17 protein-coding genes are annotated in these 19021 nt (G+C 76.6%); 10 read left to right on the top strand and 7 right to left on the bottom strand.

Translation table 11 applies throughout. The features are described from left to right. Positions 1-44: 44 nt before the first annotated feature. Positions 45-1253 carry an allantoicase gene (gene alc, locus ACYVO2_RS11010; protein ID WP_461007494.1) on the bottom strand — a complete coding sequence of 403 codons (1209 nt, stop codon included), beginning with the start codon at positions 1251-1253 and terminating at the stop codon, positions 45-47. Continuing rightward, positions 1250-2596, bottom strand: a complete 1347-nt coding sequence (allB, locus tag ACYVO2_RS11005; RefSeq protein ID WP_461007493.1) for an allantoinase AllB — start codon at positions 2594-2596, stop codon at positions 1250-1252. Before allB ends, alc begins: the two co-directional genes overlap by 4 nt. Before the next feature lie 385 nt (positions 2597-2981). On the opposite strand from allB, the gene ACYVO2_RS11000 reads away from it, so the two are divergent. The 8 genes from ACYVO2_RS11000 (at position 2982) to ACYVO2_RS10965 (ending at position 11085) form a co-directional block, all read left to right on the top strand. After that, entirely contained in the window at positions 2982-3767 is a 786-nt protein-coding gene (locus ACYVO2_RS11000) for an IclR family transcriptional regulator (protein ID WP_461007492.1), read from the top strand. Positions 3768-3893: 126 nt separating this feature from the next. Further along, positions 3894-5381, top strand: coding sequence for a hypothetical protein (locus ACYVO2_RS10995; RefSeq protein ID WP_461007491.1), 1488 nt, complete (start codon positions 3894-3896; stop codon positions 5379-5381). 61 nt (positions 5382-5442) lie between these two features. Then, the gene (locus tag ACYVO2_RS10990) at positions 5443-6045 is read left to right on the top strand and encodes a nucleotidyltransferase family protein (protein ID WP_461007490.1); all 603 of its coding nucleotides are present in this window, start codon (positions 5443-5445) and stop codon (positions 6043-6045) included. Between the two features lie 256 nt (positions 6046-6301). Then, the gene (aceB, locus tag ACYVO2_RS10985) at positions 6302-7948 is read left to right on the top strand and encodes a malate synthase A (RefSeq protein ID WP_461007489.1); all 1647 of its coding nucleotides are present in this window, start codon (positions 6302-6304) and stop codon (positions 7946-7948) included. A gap of 203 nt (positions 7949-8151) precedes the next feature. Then, a complete protein-coding gene (locus ACYVO2_RS10980) occupies positions 8152-8928 on the top strand; it encodes an SDR family NAD(P)-dependent oxidoreductase (RefSeq protein ID WP_461007488.1) in 777 nt (258 codons plus the stop codon). Positions 8929-8930: 2 nt separating this feature from the next. Beyond that, positions 8931-9929 carry an aldo/keto reductase gene (locus ACYVO2_RS10975; protein ID WP_461007487.1) on the top strand — a complete coding sequence of 333 codons (999 nt, stop codon included), beginning with the start codon at positions 8931-8933 and terminating at the stop codon, positions 9927-9929. Further along, entirely contained in the window at positions 9929-10240 is a 312-nt protein-coding gene (locus ACYVO2_RS10970; RefSeq protein ID WP_461007573.1) for an L-rhamnose mutarotase, read from the top strand. Before ACYVO2_RS10975 ends, ACYVO2_RS10970 begins: the two co-directional genes overlap by 1 nt. Then, positions 10228-11085 (top strand): amidohydrolase family protein, encoded by an 858-nt coding sequence (locus ACYVO2_RS10965; protein WP_461007486.1) that lies wholly within the window; start codon positions 10228-10230, stop codon positions 11083-11085. The genes ACYVO2_RS10970 and ACYVO2_RS10965 overlap by 13 nt, the downstream gene beginning before the upstream one ends. Positions 11086-11130: 45 nt before the next feature. On the opposite strand, the gene ACYVO2_RS10960 is transcribed toward ACYVO2_RS10965, so the two are convergent. From ACYVO2_RS10960 to uraD, 4 genes are all read right to left on the bottom strand, one after another. Then, the gene (locus ACYVO2_RS10960) at positions 11131-11496 is read right to left on the bottom strand and encodes an STAS domain-containing protein (RefSeq protein WP_461007485.1); all 366 of its coding nucleotides are present in this window, start codon (positions 11494-11496) and stop codon (positions 11131-11133) included. A 232-nt stretch (positions 11497-11728) separates the two neighbouring features. Continuing rightward, on the bottom strand, positions 11729-13105 hold the full coding sequence (locus ACYVO2_RS10955) for an 8-oxoguanine deaminase (protein ID WP_461007484.1): 1377 nt from the start codon (positions 13103-13105) through the stop codon (positions 11729-11731). Positions 13106-13147: 42 nt separating this feature from the next. Beyond that, positions 13148-14053, bottom strand: coding sequence for a factor-independent urate hydroxylase (gene pucL, locus ACYVO2_RS10950; protein ID WP_461007483.1), 906 nt, complete (start codon positions 14051-14053; stop codon positions 13148-13150). A gap of 6 nt (positions 14054-14059) precedes the next feature. Further along, a complete protein-coding gene (gene uraD / locus ACYVO2_RS10945; protein WP_461007482.1) occupies positions 14060-14983 on the bottom strand; it encodes a 2-oxo-4-hydroxy-4-carboxy-5-ureidoimidazoline decarboxylase in 924 nt (307 codons plus the stop codon). 372 nt (positions 14984-15355) lie between these two features. Between uraD and ACYVO2_RS10940 the strand changes: the two genes are divergently transcribed. After that, on the top strand, positions 15356-16081 hold the full coding sequence (locus ACYVO2_RS10940) for a hypothetical protein (RefSeq protein WP_461007481.1): 726 nt from the start codon (positions 15356-15358) through the stop codon (positions 16079-16081). A gap of 81 nt (positions 16082-16162) precedes the next feature. Here ACYVO2_RS10940 and ACYVO2_RS10935 read toward each other — a convergent pair whose 3' ends face one another. After that, positions 16163-17728: an AMP-binding protein gene (locus tag ACYVO2_RS10935; protein WP_461007480.1), complete on the bottom strand. Its 1566-nt coding sequence runs from the start codon at positions 17726-17728 to the stop codon at positions 16163-16165. A 311-nt stretch (positions 17729-18039) separates the two neighbouring features. On the opposite strand from ACYVO2_RS10935, the gene ACYVO2_RS10930 reads away from it, so the two are divergent. Beyond that, a complete protein-coding gene (locus ACYVO2_RS10930) occupies positions 18040-18825 on the top strand; it encodes a helix-turn-helix transcriptional regulator (RefSeq protein WP_461007572.1) in 786 nt (261 codons plus the stop codon). The last annotated feature ends 196 nt before the right edge of the window (positions 18826-19021 follow it).

Here is a 19021-nt window from a genome sequence, read left to right as displayed (position 1 = left end):
CTTCCCGCGCCCTACCCGACGGTAACCACGCCGGTGCCGTCCCGTCAGCCACCGCCCGTGGCCGAGGCCCAGCGTTCGGCCAGCTCGCGGCGGCCGTTTTCGGTCAGCGCGCCGTGCACCCGCAGCCTGGCCACGCCCCCGTCCGGCAGCACCTCCAGGCGGACGTGGGTGACCGGGGCGGCGCCGGTGACGACGAAGCGGTGCGCGGTGTCGGGCAGCAGCGGGGTGCGGGGCACCAGCTCCCGCCAGGCGGCGGGGTCGGCCGGGTCGGCGCCCGCGGTGGTGTCGCACCCGAGCAGCGCGGCCCAGCCGGGGGCGTTGCCGCGGAAGTAGGAGGTGTCGATCTCGACGGCCCGCACCGCGCCGTGCCCGGCCAGGCGCAGCCGCACCCAGTCGTGGCCGGTGCCGCGGCGGCGGCGGTTCTCCCAGCCCTCGTCCATGCCGCGGGGGCGGCCGGGCAGGATCAGGTTGCCCGGCGGGGAGTAGAAGCGGTCGGAGGCGTCCTCGACCAGGCCGCCGTGCTCGGCGCAGGCCAGGTCGAACGCCTCCAGCGCGGCCAGCCACCGCGGGTCGGGCAGCACCTCGCCGTGGACGCGCAGCCTGGCCACGCCGCCGTCGGGGAACTGACGCAGCCGCACATGGGTGGCGCGGTGCCCGCCGGCCACCGGGAAGCCGTTGGCGGCGTGGCCGCGCACCCGGGTCCTGGGGACGATCTCCCGCCATTCCACTTCGTCCGAAAGCAGTCGCCCGGGGCCGGGGGCGCCGGGCACGTGCGCGGCGTCCACGGCGACCTCCGCGGGGTGGTTGCCGCGGAAGTGGGCGGTGTCCACGAGCACGCCGCGCACCACGCCGGGCGCGCCGAGGCGGACCAGCGCCCAGTCGTGCTCGCCGTCGCCCGGGAGCGGGCGGGCGGCGTCGGGGCCGCGGCGGCGCCGGGTCTCCCAGCCGTCCATGGCCTTGCCCTTGGGGCCGAACGCGTCCGGGTCGAACCGGGCCGGGCGGGGGTCGAGCAGGTTCTCCCGCTCGGCGAAGAACTCGTCGCTGGCGGCGAGGACGGTGCCGCCCAGGCGGCGGTCGGCGAGGTCGGTGAGGCGGGTGAAGGGGAAGTCGCCGCCGCGGTAGTCGGCGTACGGGTCGCCGCCGGAATAGGGGCGGGCGTTGCCGGAGGCGGGGTCGCGGGGGGCGTCCGGGGTGGGGGCGGCCGGGGTGGGGACGTCCGGGTCCCGGGGGGCGGGGTGGCGGGCGGTGGTCATGCGCGGCCTCGTTCCAGGAGACGTCCGGCCGGGGCGGGGTCCGCCTCCGGCCCGTGGACCTGCCGCCCGCGCAGCCAGGTCGAGCGCACCACCCCGTGCAGCGTCCGCCCCGCGTACGGGGTGACGGGGTTGCGGTGGTGCAGCGCCCCCGGGTCCACGGTGAACGTCTCGTCGGGGGCGAGCACCGCGAAGTCCGCGTCCCGGCCGGGGGCGATGGCGCCCTTGCCGCGCAGCCCGGCCAGCGCCGCGGGGGCGGCGGACATCCAGCGGGCCACGTCGGCGAGGGTGTGGCCGCGCCGCCGGGCGTGCGTCCACACCGCGGGCAGCCCCAGTTGCAGGGAGGCGATGCCGCCCCAGGCGAGGGCGAAGTCGCCGGTGCCCGGGCACTTGAGGTCGGCGGTGCACGGCGAGTGGTCCGACACCACGCAGTCCACGGTCCCCGCGGCCAGGCCCCGCCACAGCGCGTCCTGGTTGGCGGCCTCGCGGATCGGCGGGCAGCACTTGAACGCGGTGGCGCCGTCGGGCACGTCCTCCGCGGTCAGGGTCAGGTAGTGCGGGCAGGTCTCCGCGGTGAGCCGGACGCCGTCGGCGCGGGCCGCCTCGATCAGCGGCAGGGCGTCGGCGGAGGACAGGTGCAGCACATGGGTGCGCGCCCCGGTGCGGCGGGCCAGCTCGATCAGCCGGGCCACGGCGGCGTTCTCCGCGGCGCGGGGCCGGGAGGCGAGGAAGTCGGCGTAGGCGGGGCCGCCGCGGACGGGCGCGGTGTCGATCGTGTGCGGGTCCTCGGCGTGGACGATCAGCAGCCCGTCGAAGCGGGCCAGCTCCACCATGGCCCGCTCCACCTCGGCGGGGGACAGCGGCGGGAACTCCTCCACCCCGGAGGGCAGCAGGAAGCACTTGAAGCCGAACACGCCGTGCCGGTGCAGGGGCGCCAGCTCGGCGAGGTTGCCGGGCACCGCGCCGCCCCAGAAGCCGACGTCCACGGACACGTTGCCGCGCGCCGCCGCCCGCTTGGCCCGCAGCCCGGCGACGGTGGTGGTCGGCGGCACGCTGTTGAGCGGCATGTCCACGACGCAGGTGACGCCGCCCGCCGCCGCGGCCCTGGTGGCCGAGGCGAAGCCCTCCCACTCGGTGCGGCCGGGCTCGTTGATGTGCACATGGGTGTCCACCAGGCCCGGCAGCAGGACGTCGTCGCCGAGCTCCGCCACCCGCGCCCCGGCCGGTGGCCGCGCGTCGTGGGGCAGCACCGCGGCGATCCGCCCGTCGGCCACCGCGACCGCCGCGGGCCGCTCGCCGCCGGGGGTGATGGTGCGGGTCGAGCGCAGTACGAGATCGACGGCCACCCGCCGCCCTCCCTTCCGCCGTGCCGGCCGCGGTCCGCGGCCGGAGCCTTCGCCGTGCCCGGACGCCCTCCCGGCGGCCGGGCGCCTCCTCCGTGCCTGGCGCCGTCCTCGCCCCGCGCCGTCCCCGCGCCGTCCGCGCGCCGGGCGCCGGGGGCGCCGGAGGGGTCGCCGGTGGGGGCGCAGAGGTGTCCTACGCGGTGGACGTGTCCGGAGTGTTTCGCTTCTGACGCAACTGCGTTGGTATCGGTGTGCGGAACTGACGCATCAGCATCCGTATCTGAATGAGCTGCCCCGTTCCGCTTACCGAAAATCATCTTTCGAAAGTCGCCTTGTCGGAAGAGTAGGCTGCGGTGCTGTCCCCGCAGCCGCTCCGAGAGGACGGAATGTGCCGCCTGCCCGCGCCAACCCCCCTTCCGGCTCCGTCCAGTCCCTCGATCGGGCCTTCGACCTGCTCGAGCGCATGGCGGACGCCGGGGGCGAGATCGGCCTGAGCGACCTCGCGGCGCGCAGCGGACTGCCGCTGCCCACGATCCACCGGCTGGTGCGCACCCTCGTCGCCCGCGGCTACGTCCGCCAGCAGCCCAGCCGCCGCTACGCGCTCGGCCCCCGCCTGATCCGGCTCGGCGAGGGCGCCGCCCGGCTGCTGGGCACCTGGGCCAGGCCGCACCTGGCGGAGCTGGTCGAGGCCACCGGCGAGACCGCCAACATGGCGCTGCTCGACGGCGACGAGGTGGTGTACGTGGCCCAGGTGCCCTCGCGGCACTCCGTGCGCATGTTCACCGAGGTCGGCCGCCGGGTGCTGCCTCACTCCACCGGCGTCGGCAAGGCGCTGCTGGCCGGGCTGCCGCCGCAGCGGGCCCGGGCGCTGCTGGAGCGCACCGGAATGCCCGCGGAGACCGCGCACACCATCACCGACCCGGACGAGTTCCTGCGGGTCCTCGCCGCGGTGCGGGAGCGCGGCTGGGCGGTGGACGACAACGAGCAGGAGATCGGGGTGCGCTGCCTGGCGGCGGCCGTCCCCGACTCCCCCACCGCCGCCGCGGTCTCCGTCTCGGGGCCCTCCGGCCGCCTGACGGACGAGGCGATGGAGCGGTACGTGCCGGTGCTGCTCGACGTGGCGCGGCGCCTGTCGCTGGCCCTGGCGGCGGAGGGGGAGCCGGAGCGGCCGTAGGGCACCCGGCCGTGGCCCGTCCGCCGCGTGCCCGGCAACACCCCCCGCGGCCGAGGCCGTTGCCCTAGGATCGGCGACTGGCCGACCGAGGCGGGACGAGACGCTGACCAGGAGATGGCGCTGCCGATGACGAGGGCGATCCGAACCGTGTCCGCGCTGGCCGTGGCCGCCGCCCTGCTCGGCGGCGCCGCCTGCTCCGGCGAGGGCGGGCCGCCCCGCGGCGACGGCAGGGGCGAGCGGACCGGCGCGGCGTCCCCGTCGGCCGCCGCCTCCGCCTCCGCCCGGCCGGCCCTGCCGAGGGCGAGCCGCTTCCCCGTGCCCGAGGGCTTCGACAACACCCGCGGCTGGACCGAGGCCGTCACCGAGCCCGACTCCCGCTCGCACGGCTCGTGGGCGGTGGCGCCCGCCGCGGGCCTGCTGGTGCAGGCGGTGAACGCCGACGGCGAGGTGCACGCCCGCGAGCTGGCCACCGGGGAGGAGGCGTGGACGTTCACCGCGCCGACGAAGCTCAGGAGCGCGACCACCGACGTCCACATCACCACCGAGCCCGGCGGCGGGGAGCTCGCCGTGATCGTCCGGGACGGCATCACCGCCGAGGACGACGGGGTCACCAGGTCCCGCTCGGTGGTGACCGTGGACACCGTGCGGGCCGGGTCCTCCGGCGCGGCCGCGGCGGTCCGGCACTTCGAGTACGAGGACGGCGAGGTCGGCCCGTTCACCGGGGCGCTGCTGGTCACCGACCGCGCGAAGGGCCGCCTGGTGGCGCTGGAGCCCGCCACCGGCAAGGAGTACCCGGTGCGGCCGGCCGGCGAGGTGAAGCTGCCCGCCTGCCGGAAGGCGGACATGCCGCCGAGCGCCGCCTGCGCGGCCGACGCCACCGTGGAGTTCACCACCCCCGCGGGCCCGGTCGCCGCCTTCACCCAGGACAGCTACTGCGACCACCGCTGGCGGGAGTCGGACCGCATCCCGTGCGCCGAGGGCTTCACCGTGGGCGTGGCCTGGAACTCGGCGAAGGTGGCGCCGAAGGGCGCGGCCGACGCCACCCCGCTCGCGGTCGTCGGCGACCACGTGGTGGTGGCGTGGAGCCAGTTCCGCGACGCGGCCACCGAGGAGGAGGCCGAGCGGGACGTGGTGGCCGTGCACGACCTGGGCAGCGGCGAGCTGCTCGCCCAGGTGGAGTGCGACATCACCAACCCGCGGACGGGGACGGGCTCGGTGGCGCCGCTCGCGGCCCAGGCCGTCACCCAGTTGTCGGGCGACGGCGACTGGCTCATCTCCGGGCAGGTGGGCTTCGACCTGGCCGCCGGGCGCGGACGGTGCTTCGCGGACACCGCGGGGGAGAAGGGCGTCACGCTGACCGCGGTGACCGACACCGGGCGGGCGTTCGGGGTGACCTACGACGCGTCGGGCTGGGCGGACGTCGCCTACGGCGCCTTCCCCCACGACTTCGCCTCCGAGGAGGCGCCGGTGCGGGCGCGCACCGTGGAGGCCGACCTCGCCTCGGGCCGGCGGACGGCCCTGCCGGAGCGCACCGCGGTGCCGGTGTTCGTCTCCCCGTCCACGGGCCTGTTCCTGCGGGCGGGCACCCTCGGCGCCTACCCGGCGAAGCGGTGACCGGCGGGTCCGCCCCGCGCCGGGTGCCGCGCGGGCCGCGGCGCGGTGCTGTAGTGGAGGGGTGAGGGCGACGACGGACGGCGGTGCCGCGGGGCTGCTGCTCGCCGCGGGCGGCGGGCGGCGGCTCGGCGGGCGGCCCAAGGCGCTGCTGGAGCACCGGGGCCGGCCGCTGGTGGAGCCGGCGGCGCGGGCGCTGCTCGACGGCGGCTGCCGGCCGGTGCACGTCGTCCTGGGCGCCGCGGCCGGCGAGGTGCGCGCCCGCGCCCGCCTGGAGCAGTGCACCCTGGTGGACAACCCGCGCTGGGAGACGGGCATGGGCTCCTCCCTGCGCGCCGGCCTGGCGTCGCTGGCGGGCACCGGGGCGGGCGCGGTGGTGGTGGCGCTGGTGGACACCCCGCGGATCGGCCCCGGGGTGGTGGCCCGGCTGCTGGCGGCGCACCGGTCGGGGGCGTCGATCGCGGCGGCGGCGTACGGCGGCGTCCGCGGCCACCCCGTGCTGTTCGCGGCCCGCCACTTCGCCGAGGTGGCGGCGTCAGCCGAGGGCGACCGCGGCGCCCGCGCCTTCCTGCACGCCCACCCGGCGGAGATCACCCTGGTCGAGTGCGCGGACATCGCCGCACCGGACGACATCGACACACCGGAGGACCTGGGGCTGCTGGAGTGAGGCGGGGGCGGCTCCAAAACAGAGGGGCCGGGCTGCGGCCCCGGCGGGGCCCAAGGAGGAGCAGCCCTCGGTGGAGAAGACCGGAGGCCCACCTCCCGAGAGGGGCCCGGGGCGCGGCCCCGGTGGGGGTCCTCCTCCGGAGCCCCCTGGCCTCCGGAGGAGGACCCCCACCCAACCCGCCCTCCGCCGCGCCCCTTTGAACTTCCGCCATACAAAAACTACTATCCGAAAACCTGCTCGCGCAGAAGGAGCCCGCATGTCCGCAAGCGCGTCCCCCGCCACCGTCACGGCCCCCCGCACCGTTCCCCGCCAGGAGGAGGTGCTGACCCCGGAAGCCCTGGTGTTCCTCGCCGAGCTGCACCGCAGGTTCACCCCCCGCCGCGACGAACTGCTGCGCCGCCGCGCCGAGCGCCGCGCCGAGATCGCCCGCACCGGCAGCCTCGGCTTCCTGCCCGAGACCGCCTCGGTGCGCGACGCCGACTGGCGGGTGGCCCCGGCGCCGCCCGCGCTCCAGGACCGCCGGGTGGAGATCACCGGCCCCACCGACCGCAGGATGACGGTCAACGCGCTCAACTCCGGCGCCCGGGTCTGGCTCGCCGACTTCGAGGACGCCTCCTCCCCCACCTGGGAGAACGTCGTCCTCGGCCAACTGAACCTGCTCGACGCCCACGAGCGCCGCATCGACTTCACCACCCCGGAGGGCAAGGCGTACGCGCTGCGGCCCGACACCGAGCTCGCCACCGTCGTGGTACGCCCGCGCGGCTGGCACCTGGACGAGCGGCACCTGACCGTGGACGGCCGGGCCGTCCCCGGCGCCCTGGTGGACTTCGGCCTGTACTTCCTGCACAACGCCCGCCGCCTGCTCCGGCGGGGCCGCGGCCCGTACTTCTACCTGCCCAAGACCGAGAGCCACCTCGAGGCCCGGCTGTGGAACGAGGTCTTCTGCTTCGCGCAGGACCACGTGGGCGTCCCGCGCGGCAGCGTGCGCGCCACCGTGCTGATCGAGACCATCACCGCGGCGTTCGAGATGGACGAGATCCTCTTCGAGCTGCGCGAGCACGCCTCCGGGCTGAACGCGGGCCGCTGGGACTACCTGTTCTCGGTCATCAAGAACTTCCGGGACGCCGGGGCGCGGTTCGTGCTGCCGGACCGGAACGCGGTCACCATGACCGCCCCGTTCATGCGCGCCTACACCGAGCTGCTGGTGCGCACCTGCCACCGGCGCGGCGCGCACGCCATCGGCGGCATGGCCGCGTTCATCCCCTCCCGCCGCGACCCCGAGGTCAACGCGCGGGCGCTGGAGAAGGTCAGGGCGGACAAGGAGCGGGAGGCCGCGGACGGCTTCGACGGCTCCTGGGTGGCCCACCCCGACCTGGTGCCGGTGTGCCGGGAGGCGTTCGACGCGGTCCTCGGCGACCGGCCGCACCAGAAGGAACGGCTGCGCGAGGACGTCGAGGTGACGGCGGGGCAGTTGCTCGACGTGGCGTCCACCGGCGCCCGGCCCACCGTGGCCGGCCTGCGCAACGCCGTGCAGGTGGGCCTGCGCTACATCGAGGCGTGGCTGCGGGGCCTGGGGGCGGTGGCCATCTTCAACCTGATGGAGGACGCGGCGACCGCGGAGATCTCCCGCTCCCAGATCTGGCAGTGGGTCAACAACGGGGTGCGCCTCGCCCCGGACGGCGGGAAGCCGGCGGACGCGGAGCGGGAGGGCGGGGTGACCGCGGACGCGGAACTGGTGCGGGCCGTCGCCGCGGAGGAGCTCGCCGCGGTGCGCGCGGAGCTCGGCGAGGAGGCGTTCGCGGCCGGGCGGTGGCAGCAGGCGCACGACCTGCTGCTGGAGGTGGCGCTGGCCGAGGAGTACGTCGACTTCCTCACCCTGCCGGCGTACGAGCTGCTGGACTGAGCGCCCGGCCGCTGCCCGCCGGACCCGCCGCCGCGCCCGGCGGGCGGCGGCGGAGTACGGGAGCGCCGCACCCGAGTCATCCGATCAATCTCCCCTGTACACCGGCCCGTCATGCTCATATGCAGAACGGTGCCGGGATTGGTCGGATTACTTGCCGTCGGGCTTCTTGTCACGCCCGGCGCACGTCCGTAGAGTCCGGCGGCATGGCGGACTTCCACGGTCTCACGGCCATCGTCACCGGCGGCGCCTCCGGCATAGGGCTCGCCACGGCGCGTCTGCTGGCCGCGCGCGGCGCCGCCGTCGCCGTGCTCGACCTGAACCCGGACGGCGTGGACCGCGCGGGCCCCGGCCCGCATCTGCACGCCCTGTACGCCGACGTCGCGGACGACGCCTCGGTGCGCTCCGCCGTCGAGGAGGCCGCCGCCGTGCTCGGGGGACTGGACATCCTCGTCAACAACGCCGGGGCGGGCGCGGTCGGCACGGTCGAGGACAACGGCGACGCCGAGTGGCACCGCCTGTGGGACGTCAACGTCGTCGGCATGGTGCGCACCACCCGCGCCGCGCTGCCGCACCTGCGCCGCTCCGCCCACGCCGCCATCGTCAACACCTGCTCCATCGCCGCCACCGCGGGCCTGCCGCAGCGCGCCCTGTACTCGGCCACCAAGGGCGCCGTGCTGTCGCTGACCCTGGCCATGGCCGCCGACCACCTGCCCGAGGGTATCCGGGTGAACTGCGTCAACCCCGGCACGGCGGACACCCCTTGGGTGGCGCGGCTGCTGGACGCGGCGGCCGAGCCCGCGGCCGAGCGGGCCGCGCTGGAGGCCCGCCAGCCGATGGGCCGGCTGGTCACCGCCGAGGAGGTGGCCGCCGCCATCGCCTACCTGGCCGGGCCTGAGGCCGCCTCGGTGACCGGCACGTCCCTGGCCGTGGACGGCGGGATGGCGGGGCTGCGGCTACGGCAGACCGCGTCGGAGGGCTGACCGTGCGCACCGCGCGGCTCGGCCGCTCCGGGGTGGAGGTCACCACCCTGTCCTTCGGCGCCGCCCCCATCGGCAACCTGTTCACCCCGGTGGGCGAGGAGGCGGCCCTGGCGGCCGTGGACGCCGCCTGGGACGCGGGCATCCGCTGCTTCGACACCGCGCCGCACTACGGGCTCGGCCTGTCCGAGCGCCGCCTCGGCGACGCCCTGCGCGGCCGGCCGCGCGAGCGGTACACGGTCTCCACCAAGGTCGGCCGCCTGCTGGAGCCGGTGGCCGAGGTGGCGGGCGACGACACCGCGCACGGCTTCGCCGTCCCGGCCACGCACCGCAGGGTGTGGGACTTCAGCGCCGACGGGGTGCTGCGCTCGCTGGAGGCCAGCCTGGAGCGGCTCGGCCTGGACCGCGTCGACATCGTCTACCTGCACGACCCCGACGACCACCCCCGGCAGGCGCTCACCGAGGCGTACCCGGCGCTGGAGCGGCTGCGCGCCGAGGGCGTGGTGCGGGCCGTGGGCGCCGGGATGAACCAGGCGGAGCTGCTCACCACTTTCGTACGGGAGACGGACGTGGACGTGGTGCTGCTCGCCGGCCGGTACACCCTGCTGGACCAGCGCGGCGGCGAGGAGCTGCTGCCCGAGGCGGCGCGACGCGGCGTGTCGGTGGTGGCCGGCGGCGTGTACAACTCCGGTCTGCTCGCCGACCCGCGGCCCGGCGCCACGTACGACTACCGGGCGGCGCCGCCGCGGCTGGTGGAGCGGGCGCTGCGGATCAAGGCGGTGTGCGAGGGTGAGGGGGTGCCGCTGCGGGCCGCGGCGCTGCGCTTCCCGCTGCTGCACCCGGCGGTGGCGAGCGTGCTGGTGGGCGCGCGGTCGGCGGAGGAGGTGCGGGACTCGGCGGCCATGCACGGACGGCCGGTGCCGGACCGGCTGTGGGCGGCGCTGCGGGCGGCGGGGCTGCTGCCCGAGGCGCCGGGGAAGCGTCTTGGCGGTGAGGACACATGATGAGGGTCGCCCTGCACACCAAGGTCCGCGCGGACCGCGTCGAGGAGTACGAGGCGGCGCACCGCGAGGTGCCCGAGGAGCTGACGGCCGCCATCCGGGCGGCCGGGGCCACCTCCTGGACGATCTGGCGCAGCGGCACCGACCTGTTCCACGTCATCGAGTGCGAGGACTACGGCAGGCTCATCGCGCGACTGGCGGAGCTGCCGGTGAACGTCGCCTGGCAGGCGCGGATGGCCGGGCTGCTCGAGGTCGCGCACGACTACTCGGCGCAGGGCGCCGACGCGCCGCTGCCGGTGGTGTGGCGGCTGTGACCATCGTCGACGCGCACCACCACGTGTGGGACCTGGCGGTGCGGGACCAGGACTGGATCCAGGGCCCGGAGCTGGCGCCGCTGCGGCGCACGTTCACCGTCGGGGAGCTGGAGCGGGAGGCGGCCGCGGCCGGGGTGGGCGCGACGGTGCTGGTGCAGACCGTCACGGTGCCCGAGGAGACCCCGGAGTTCCTGGCGCTCGCGGCGGAGCACCCGCTGGTCGCGGGGGTGGTGGGCTGGACGGACCTGACGGCGCCCGGCGTCGGGCGGGAGCTGGAGCGGCTGCGGTCGCTGCCGGGCGGGGAGCGTCTGGTGGGGGTGCGGCACCAGGTGCAGTCCGAGCCGGACCCCGACTGGCTGGTGCGGCCCGACGTGCTGCGGGGGCTGCGGGAGGTGGCGCGGGCGGGCCTAGTGTACGACCTGGTGGTGCTGCCGCACCAGTTGCCCGCGGCGGCGCGGGCCGCGGCGGCCGTGCCCGGGCTGACGTTCGTGCTGGACCACCTGGGCAAGCCGCCCATCCTGGAGGGCGCCGTCCACCCCTGGTCGCAGCGGGTGCGGGCGCTGGCGGCGCTGCCCAACACGGTGTGCAAGCTGTCGGGGATGGTCACCGAGGCGGACTGGGGGAACTGGACGCCGGACGATCTGCGTCCGTTTTCGGACACCGTGCTGGAGGCGTTCGGGCCCGGCCGGGTGATGTTCGGCTCGGACTGGCCGGTCTGCCTGGTGGCGGCGGACTACGCGCGCGTGCTGCACACCGCGCGGGACCTGACCTGCGGCCTGTCCCCGGGCGAGCGCGCCGCCGTCTTCCACGGGACCGCCACCCGGGTGTACGGGCTGCGGACGTGAGACCGGCGCGGCCCGGCGGGCGCCGTCCGCGGCCGGCGGGGGCGGTCACGCCGAGTGGGGCACCGGGGGGCGCACCGCCGCCAGGGCGCGGGGCAGCTCGGGGTGGATGGAGAAGGAGCCGAGCAGCCCGGCCGCGCGGAAGGTGTGCAGCACCCGCCGGTCGGCGGCGACCAGCGCCAGGGCGCCGTGCCGCTCCCGCACCCGCAGCCGGGCCCTGACCAGCACCGAAAGCCCTCGGCAGTCGATGAAGGTGACCTGCCGCAGATCCACCACGACCCGCGGGCAGGGGCCCTCGGTGACCTCGTCCAGGCAGCGGGTGAGCCGCGGGACCGCGTCCAGGTCGATCTCTCCCGACAGCTCCACGACCGTGCCGCCGTCGGCTGCCGTACGCACCACGGGGAATCGCGACATGGCTGCTCCCTCCAGTCGCCGCCCCCAAGTCCGGGTGGACCCATCCTTCGCTCCCGGGCCGGGCTAATCAAGCGATGGCGGAAAAAGCCCTTGAAGTTAACAGGAGAGACAAACCGGGGAGACTCGGGTTCACGTCCGGGCCACCGCGACGTGAACCGCCGCGACGCGGGCCGTCACGGCCCTCTCCGTCCCGGCGCGGCAGGTCCCGGCGCGGCACGTCCCCGCCGCCCGGTCACGACGCCAGCCGGGCCAGCCGCCGTGCCTGGTCGCGGGCGGTGCGCGCCACCGCGTCCTCGTCCACCGTGGTCAGCCGCCCGTCCTCCACCACCTCCCGGCCGCCCACCAGCAGCAGGGTGAGCGGCGCCGGGGCGCCGAGCACCAGGGCGGCCACCGGGTCGGCGATGGTGGAGTGGCCGAGCCCGTCGAGCCGCCACAGCGCCAGGTCGGCGAGCTTGCCCGGCTCCAGGGAGCCGATCTCGTCCTCGCGGCCGAGCACCCGGGCCCCGCCGTGGGTGCCCAGGCGCAGCGCCTGCCGGACGTCCATGGCCTTCTCGCCGCCCTTGAGCCGGTGCATGAGCAGCGCGTTGCGCAGCTCGGTGTGCAGCTCGCCGGTCTCGTTGGACGCCGTGCCGTCCACCCCGAGCCCCACCGGCACGCCCGCGGCGAGCATCGCCGGGACGGGGGCGGTGCCCGCGGCCAGGCGGGCGTTGGACGACGGGCAGTGGGCGACCCCGGTGCCGGTGCGCGCGAACGCCTCGATGTCGGCTTCGGACATGTGCACGCAGTGCGCCATCCACACGTCGTCGCCGAGCCAGCCGGTGCTCTCGAAGTAGTCGGTGGGGCCCATGCCGAACAGCTCCTTGCAGAAGCGCTCCTCCTCCACCGTCTCCGAGCCGTGCGTGTGCAGCCGCACCCCCTTGCGCCTGGCCAGGGCCGCGGCCTCGCGCATCAGCTCGGTGGAGACCGAGAACGGCGAGCAGGGCGCCACGCCGACCCGCACCATGGAGCCGGGCGAGGGGTCGTGGTGGCGGTCGATGGCCTCCTCGGTGGCGATCAGCGCCTGCTCGGTGGTCTCCACGGCGAAGTCGGGCGGCAGCCCGCCCGCGGACTCCCCGCGGTCCATGGAGCCGCGGGTGGGGTGGAAGCGCACCCCGATCTCGGCGGCGGCCCTGATCTCCGCCCCGAACAGGTCGCCCGCGCCCCTCGGGAATACGTAGTGGTGGTCCGCCGCCGTGGTCACCCCGCCGCGGACCATCATCGCCAGCGAGCCGCGCGCCGCCGCGTGCACCATCGGCTCGTCGATGCGCGCCCACACCGGGTACAGGGCCACCAGCCAGTCGAACAGGTTGGCGTCCTGGGCCATGCCCCGGGTCAGCCACTGGTAGAAGTGGTGGTGGGTGTTGACCAGGCCCGGCGTGGCCAGGTGCCCGGTGCCGTCCACCCGCCGGACCACTCCCGCCACGTCGGGGGCGGGCCCGGGGCCCACCGCCTCGATGCGGTCGCCGGCGATCACCACGTGCCCGTCGGCGTACTCGGTGCCCTCGGCGTCCACGGTGGCGACGGCGCAGTTCTCGACGACGATCCGGGCGGGCGTGGTGGGCAGGTCCATGCGGTGCTCCTCACGGGGGTGGCTTCGGCTCACGGGGGCGGCTCACTCCACCGGGATGGCGGCCCGGGCGCCCTCGCGCAGCACGGTGCCCTCGATCAGCCCGTACGGGCGGTCGGCGGCGTGGTACACCTCGTTGTCGTTCTCCAGGCCGAACGGCTCCAGGTCCACCAGGAAGTGGTGCTTGTTCGGCAGGGCCAGGCGCACCTCGTCGACGCTCTCCACCTGCTCCACGACCCGCTCGCCCATGGCGTACAGGGTCTGCTGGAGGGAGCGGCTGTAGGTCTCGGCGAACGCTTCCAGCAGGCTCTGCCTGGCGCGGGCGAAGCACTTGTTCCAGTCGGGCGCGCGCTCCCCCGCCGCGCCGGTCCAGCCGTAGCGCCACCAGGCGGCCACGTCGGTGGCGAGGATGCGGTCGCCGGTCTCCCGCAGGGTGGTGTACCGGTCCCTGGCGAAGCCCCGGAACTCGGAGTCGGTGGTGTTGAGCAGCGTCAGGTCCGCCAGGCCCGCGAGCACCTGCCGGTCCCGTCCGTCGTGGGTGACCCGGCACCGCCGCACCTCCCGGCCCCTGCGGGCGAAGGAGTGGCCCGCTCCTCCGGCGGCGGCGCTGCGCGAGTCGGCGGTCAGCCGCTCCCAGGCGTACTCCTCCACGGTGACCCGGGCCCGGTGGATCGCGTCCCGCCCGGTGACGAAGTGCTCGGCGAGGTCGATCGCGAACTGCTCGGGCGAGGTGACGCCGCGCTCCTTGGCGAAGGCGTACACGGTGTTCTTCACCGAGTCCGTCGGCAGGACGGGCGTGTTGTCGCCCTCCAGGTACACCCGCTCCATGGCGCCGGTCAGCGCCACGGACACGTTCAGGTCCGTGATGTGGTGGGTGGCGCCGTCCCGGGTGACGCGGACGACGCGGGTCTCCGCCTTGCCGTAGGCGTGCGGGCCGAGCGTGGTGGTCATCGGCGGTCAGCTCCCTCGGTAGACGGAGTAGCCGTACGGGCTGAGCAGCAGCGGCACGTGGTAGTGCGCGCCCGGCTCGACGGCGAAGGCGGCGGTCACCTCGGGGAAGAAGCCCGCGCCGTGGGTGCGGGCCAGGTACGGGGCGACGTCGAAGCACAGCCTGGCCTGCCGGGCGGCGACGTCCGGCGCGGGCAGGGCGGAGCAGCGGCCGTCGGCGTCGGTGGCGGCGGCGCCCGCCTCGGCCCAGGGCCCGTCCCCGGCGCGCCACTCCAGGCGCACGGCCACGCCGCGGGCCGGGTGCCCGGCCGCGGTGTCCAGCACATGGGTGGTGACGCGGGCGGCCCGCGGCCGGGCGGCGTGCTCCCGCGCCAGTCGCTCCAGGCGGAGCCGGTTGATCCCGGCCAGCTCCGCGCGGGCGGCCTCGCGCTCCCGCTCCGGGCTGTTGCCCAGCCGCTCCCGCAGCGCGGCGAGCAGTTCCTCGCCGGAGCGGCCAGCGGCGCGGATCAGGAAGACGTGGCCGAACCGCTCCTGGTAGCGGCGCCCCAGCGCGAGCAGCTCCTCCCGCGTCCCCTCGCCCACCCCGCCCTGCTCGCGCGCGGAGACCGGGTCGCCGGGCGCGGGCCGCCCGATCGGTGGGTGCCCGGCGAGGGCCTCGTCCAGGTCGGGTCCGGACAGGGCGGCGGTGGCCCGGTCGCTCGCCGCGAGCAGCGCGTCCAGGGTGCCGTGGGGGCGCCCGGCGAGCACCGTCCGCGCCCAGGCCCGGCTCGCGCACACCTCGCGCAGCAGCGCCGCGGCCTCCGCGTCGTCCGCCGCGTCCAGCCGCGCGGCGAGGGCCCCGGCCGGCGGGTCGGCGGGGGGCGGGTCGGCGGGGGGCGGGTCGGCGGACGGCGGGTCGGGTGGTGCTGGTGCGTCGGACGGCCCCGGGGACAACAGCGCCTCCCTGGTGGGACGTGGGCGGTGGACAGCGCGCCGCGGGCGACCGGTGATCGCCCGCGTGCCGCCCAACGTAGCCCGTCACGGGCGGCGGGGGAACGTCTGCGCGCCGTGCCGCGGGGCTCGTCGCGGATACGCCGCCGCGCGGCCGGAGGAAGCCACAAACCCGCCCCGCGGCGGCGGCGCCCCGGCCGGAGGATCCGCCAACACCGCCCGCCGCGGGCCGCGGTCCCCCGGCGCACCCCGTCCGGGCCCGAACCGTTCCCCATCGCCCGCCCCTTCGGGGAGCATGGGGCGGGCACCACCGCGTGCCGGCGCACCGTCCCACCGCCGCGCCCACCCCTGTCGAGCGACCCCAGGAGCACAGCCATGGCAGAGAGCGTTCCGGTGCGCTGTCCGGCCTGCCGCCGAGAGCACTCGTTCACCCCCGCGACCTTCCCCTGCGCCTGCGGCGCCCCGCTGACCGTGCCGCTGCTGCGCGGCGGGTTCCCCGTGGAGGTCCGGCACCGCTCCTGGAACGACTCCTGGGTGACGATGCGCTGCCCCGCCTGCGGGCGCGCCGACCAGTGGCCGCAGCCCGAGTTCGGCTGCCCGTGCGGGGTCACGGTGCGGCTGCCCGTGGACTCCTCCGGGCGGGGCCGCCGCCCCGCGCCGGACCCGGCCGGGCCGCGCCGCCCGGCGGCGGCGCCGCTGCCCGCGGTGCGGCCGCCGTTCCAGCCGGTGACGATCCGCACCGCGGCCGACACCGTCACCGCGGCCGTGCGCTACCTGAAGTGGCTGGGCTTCGCCGAGGTCGGGCCGAGCGGGGACCGGGCCCGCACCGGCGTGGACGTGCGGGGCAGGGGCGTGGTGGCGCAGGTGGACGGGGACATCAGGCCGACGGCGGTCAAGGACGTGGAGTGCCTGTGGCTGAACAGCCTCAACGAGGACGCCGCCGGCGCGTTCTTCGCCCTGGCGGGGTACTCGCGGGAGGCCCGGATCCGCGCCGGGCAGTTGTCCCTGCCGCTGTTCGTGCTGGACCTGACCGGCACGCCGCAGCCGGTCAACGAGGCCGCGGAGCGGCTGGTCCGCGAGGGCGCGCCCGCGGAGGGGTGAGCGGCGGGCGTCCCCCGCCCGCCTGCCCCCTGCCCGTCGGTCCGTCCGCCGGACCGCCCGTCCGCCGGGGCGCCGTCCGCCTCAGCCGAGGAGGGCCAGGTCCCCCGCCGCCCAGGCGCGCAGTTGCGTCTTGCGGACCTTGCCGCCGACCGTGGTCGGGAACGCGTCCAGGACCCGGACGTAGCGCGGGGTCTTCCACGCGGCGAGCCGGTCCGCGCAGAAGCGGTACAGCTCCTCGGCGGTGAGCGTGTCCTCGGGGTCGTTGAGCACCACGCAGGCCAGCACCTCCTCGCCGTACTTGGGGTCGGGGACGCCCACCACCTGCACCTCGGCGATCTTGGGGTGGCTGTGCAGGAACTCCTCGACCTCCCGCGGGTGGATCTTGTCCCCGCCGCGCACGATCACGTCCCTGACCCGTCCGACGAGGGTCAGCCGCCCGTCCCTGCGCATCACCGCCAGGTCCCCGGTGTGCGGCCGGCGGGGCTCGTCGCCGGGCTCGGCGGCCCGGTCCGGCGCGTCCCAGTAGCCCAGCATCGCCGAGGCGCCGCGGGGGTGCGGCTCGCCCGGCTCGCCGCGCTCCACGGTCAGGCCGCCGGCCCGGTCCACCACCTTCACCTCGGGGCGCGGCGGCGCCTCACCGGGCGGCTCGGCGGCGGCCGGGCGGGGCGGCGCCGGGAGCGGGCCGGGCTCGGGCGTGCCGTAGGCGACGCACAGCTCGCTCAGCCCCAGCTCGGCGACCACCCGCCGGACCACCTCCACCGGGCAGGGGGCGCCCGCGACCAGGCCGGTGCGCAGCGACGACAGGTCGTACCGGCGCTCCGGCAGCAGGTCCAGCAGGGCGAGGAACGTCGTGGACAGCCCGTACAGGGAGGTGGCCCGCTCCCGCTCCACGGCGCGCAGTGTGGCCTCGGGGTCGAACGAGGGGCCGGGCAGGATCACGCACGCCCCGTGGCTGACGGCGCCGAGCGCCCCGGTCACCAGGCCGAAGCAGTGGTGCTGCGGGACGGGCAGGCAGATCCGGTCGCGGTGGCCGTGGCCGAGCCGCTCGGCGACGTAGTGCCCGTTGTTGAGGATGTTGTGGTGGGAGAGGGCGACGGCCCTGGGCAGCCCGGTGATGCCGGTGGTGTGCTGCATCACCACGGCGTCGTACGCGGAGACCTCCGCCTCGCGGGCGGCCAGGTGGTCGCGGGGCAGCCGGGCGCCCGCGGCGAGCATCTCCCGCCAGCGCCGCCCGCCGATGACAGCGATGTCGAGGCCCGGCAGGACCCGGCCCACCCACGCGGCGGCGGGATGGCCGCCGTGGTAGGCGGGGTGCGCCAGCAGCAGGGTCGCCCCGGTCCGCCGCAGCACCCGCTCCAGCTCCCGGGCCCGGCGGACGCGGCCGACGTTCACCAGCACCGCGCCGATCCGGGCCGCCGCGTACTGGGTGAAAACCCACTCGGCGCAGTCCGGCGCCCACAGCGCCACCCGGTCGCCCCGGTCCACGCCCGCGGCCAGCAGGCCCGCCGCCACCTCGTCCACGGCGCGGTCGAGCTGGGCGTAGGTGCGGCGCAGGCCGGTGGCGCACTCGACCAGCGCCTCCTTCCCGGGGTGGGCCGCGGCCGTGCGCCGCAGCACGCCTCCGATGGTCTCGCTCAGCAGAGGCACGTCAGCGGTCCCGCGGGGGCGGGAGGGGTCCTTCAGCGGCGTGGTCACTTATCCGGCCTCCCGGGACTCGCGGTGGAGGGAGCGGGGCGTGGTCCGTGCGGCGCGCCGTTCGGAGGCCGTGCGCGGTGGCGGGGGGTCGGGACCCCGCGTTGGCGCCCGACAGGTTTCCTCCTGGTAATTGCGCCGCTACATTGCCATCGTGGGTGAGTGATCCGAGTCTCACTACCCCCGGATGGGGGCGGGGAGCAGGGGAGCGGGGAGGCCGCCGAGTGAGTGACGAGACCGGTCAGCTCGGTGCCGCGCTGCTGGCCATGCGGCGGAGCACGGGCCTTCCGGTCGCCATCGGCGGCTATCTGACCACGCAGGACTGCGTGCGCATCGATCAGCTCGCCGGCACGGCGACGAACGCGCTGCGGGGCCTGGAGGTGGCCACGGGCAACGGCCTGGGCGGCAAGGCCGTGGCGCTGGCCCGGCCGGTGGCGGTCACGGACTACCCGGCGGCGCGCACCATCAGCCACGAGTACGACGCCGCGGTGGGCGCCGAGGGGCTGCGCTCGTTGGTCGCGGTGCCGGTGGTGGTGCGGCGCAGTGTGCGGGGCGTGCTGTACGGGGCGCTGCGGCAGCCGCTGCCGCTGGGCGACCGGGTGCTCAGGGCGGCCGTGGCGACCGCGCGGGAGCTGGAGCGGCGCCTGACCCTGCACGACGACGCGCGGGAGGCGCTCAACCGCCTGGAGGCCCCGGCCGCCGACCCGGCGTGGGAGGAGGTCCGGCAGGTCCACGCCGAGCTGCGGACGCTCGCGGTGGAGGTGGCCGACGAGGAGCTGCGCAGCCGGCTGCGGGCCGCCTCCGCCCGTCTCGCCTCGGCCGCTTCGCCGGGCCCCGCGCCGCGGCTCGCCCCGCATCCGGGGCTGTCGCCGCGGGAGGTGGACGTGCTGGCGCTGGTGGCCAGGGGCCGCACCAACGCGGACACGGCGCAGCGGCTGGGGCTGCGGACGGAGACGGTCAAGAGCTATCTGCGCTCGGCGATGCGCAAGCTGGGCGCCCACACCCGCCTGGAGGCGGTGGTGGCGGCCCGGCGCACGGGGCAGCTTCCGTAAGAGGCGCCCCCGGGCCTGTCGCCGATGGAGCCGCCGAAGGGCCGTCAAGGGTTGTTTCCGGACGTCCTTCCGCCGCTTCTCCCCCGTGTTCCCGCGCCGCCCGCCCCCGGCGTGCGCCGTGCGCCGGGTGTTCCGGCGGGCGCCGGGCGGACCGCTCTTGGCCGGAACCCGACTCCATCCGGCCGGATCCGCGCAT

The sequence above is a fragment of the Streptomyces capparidis genome, assembly GCF_054782095.1.
The sequence above is the reverse complement of the archived record's forward strand: the minus strand, read 5'-3'. Positions and strand labels throughout refer to the sequence as shown.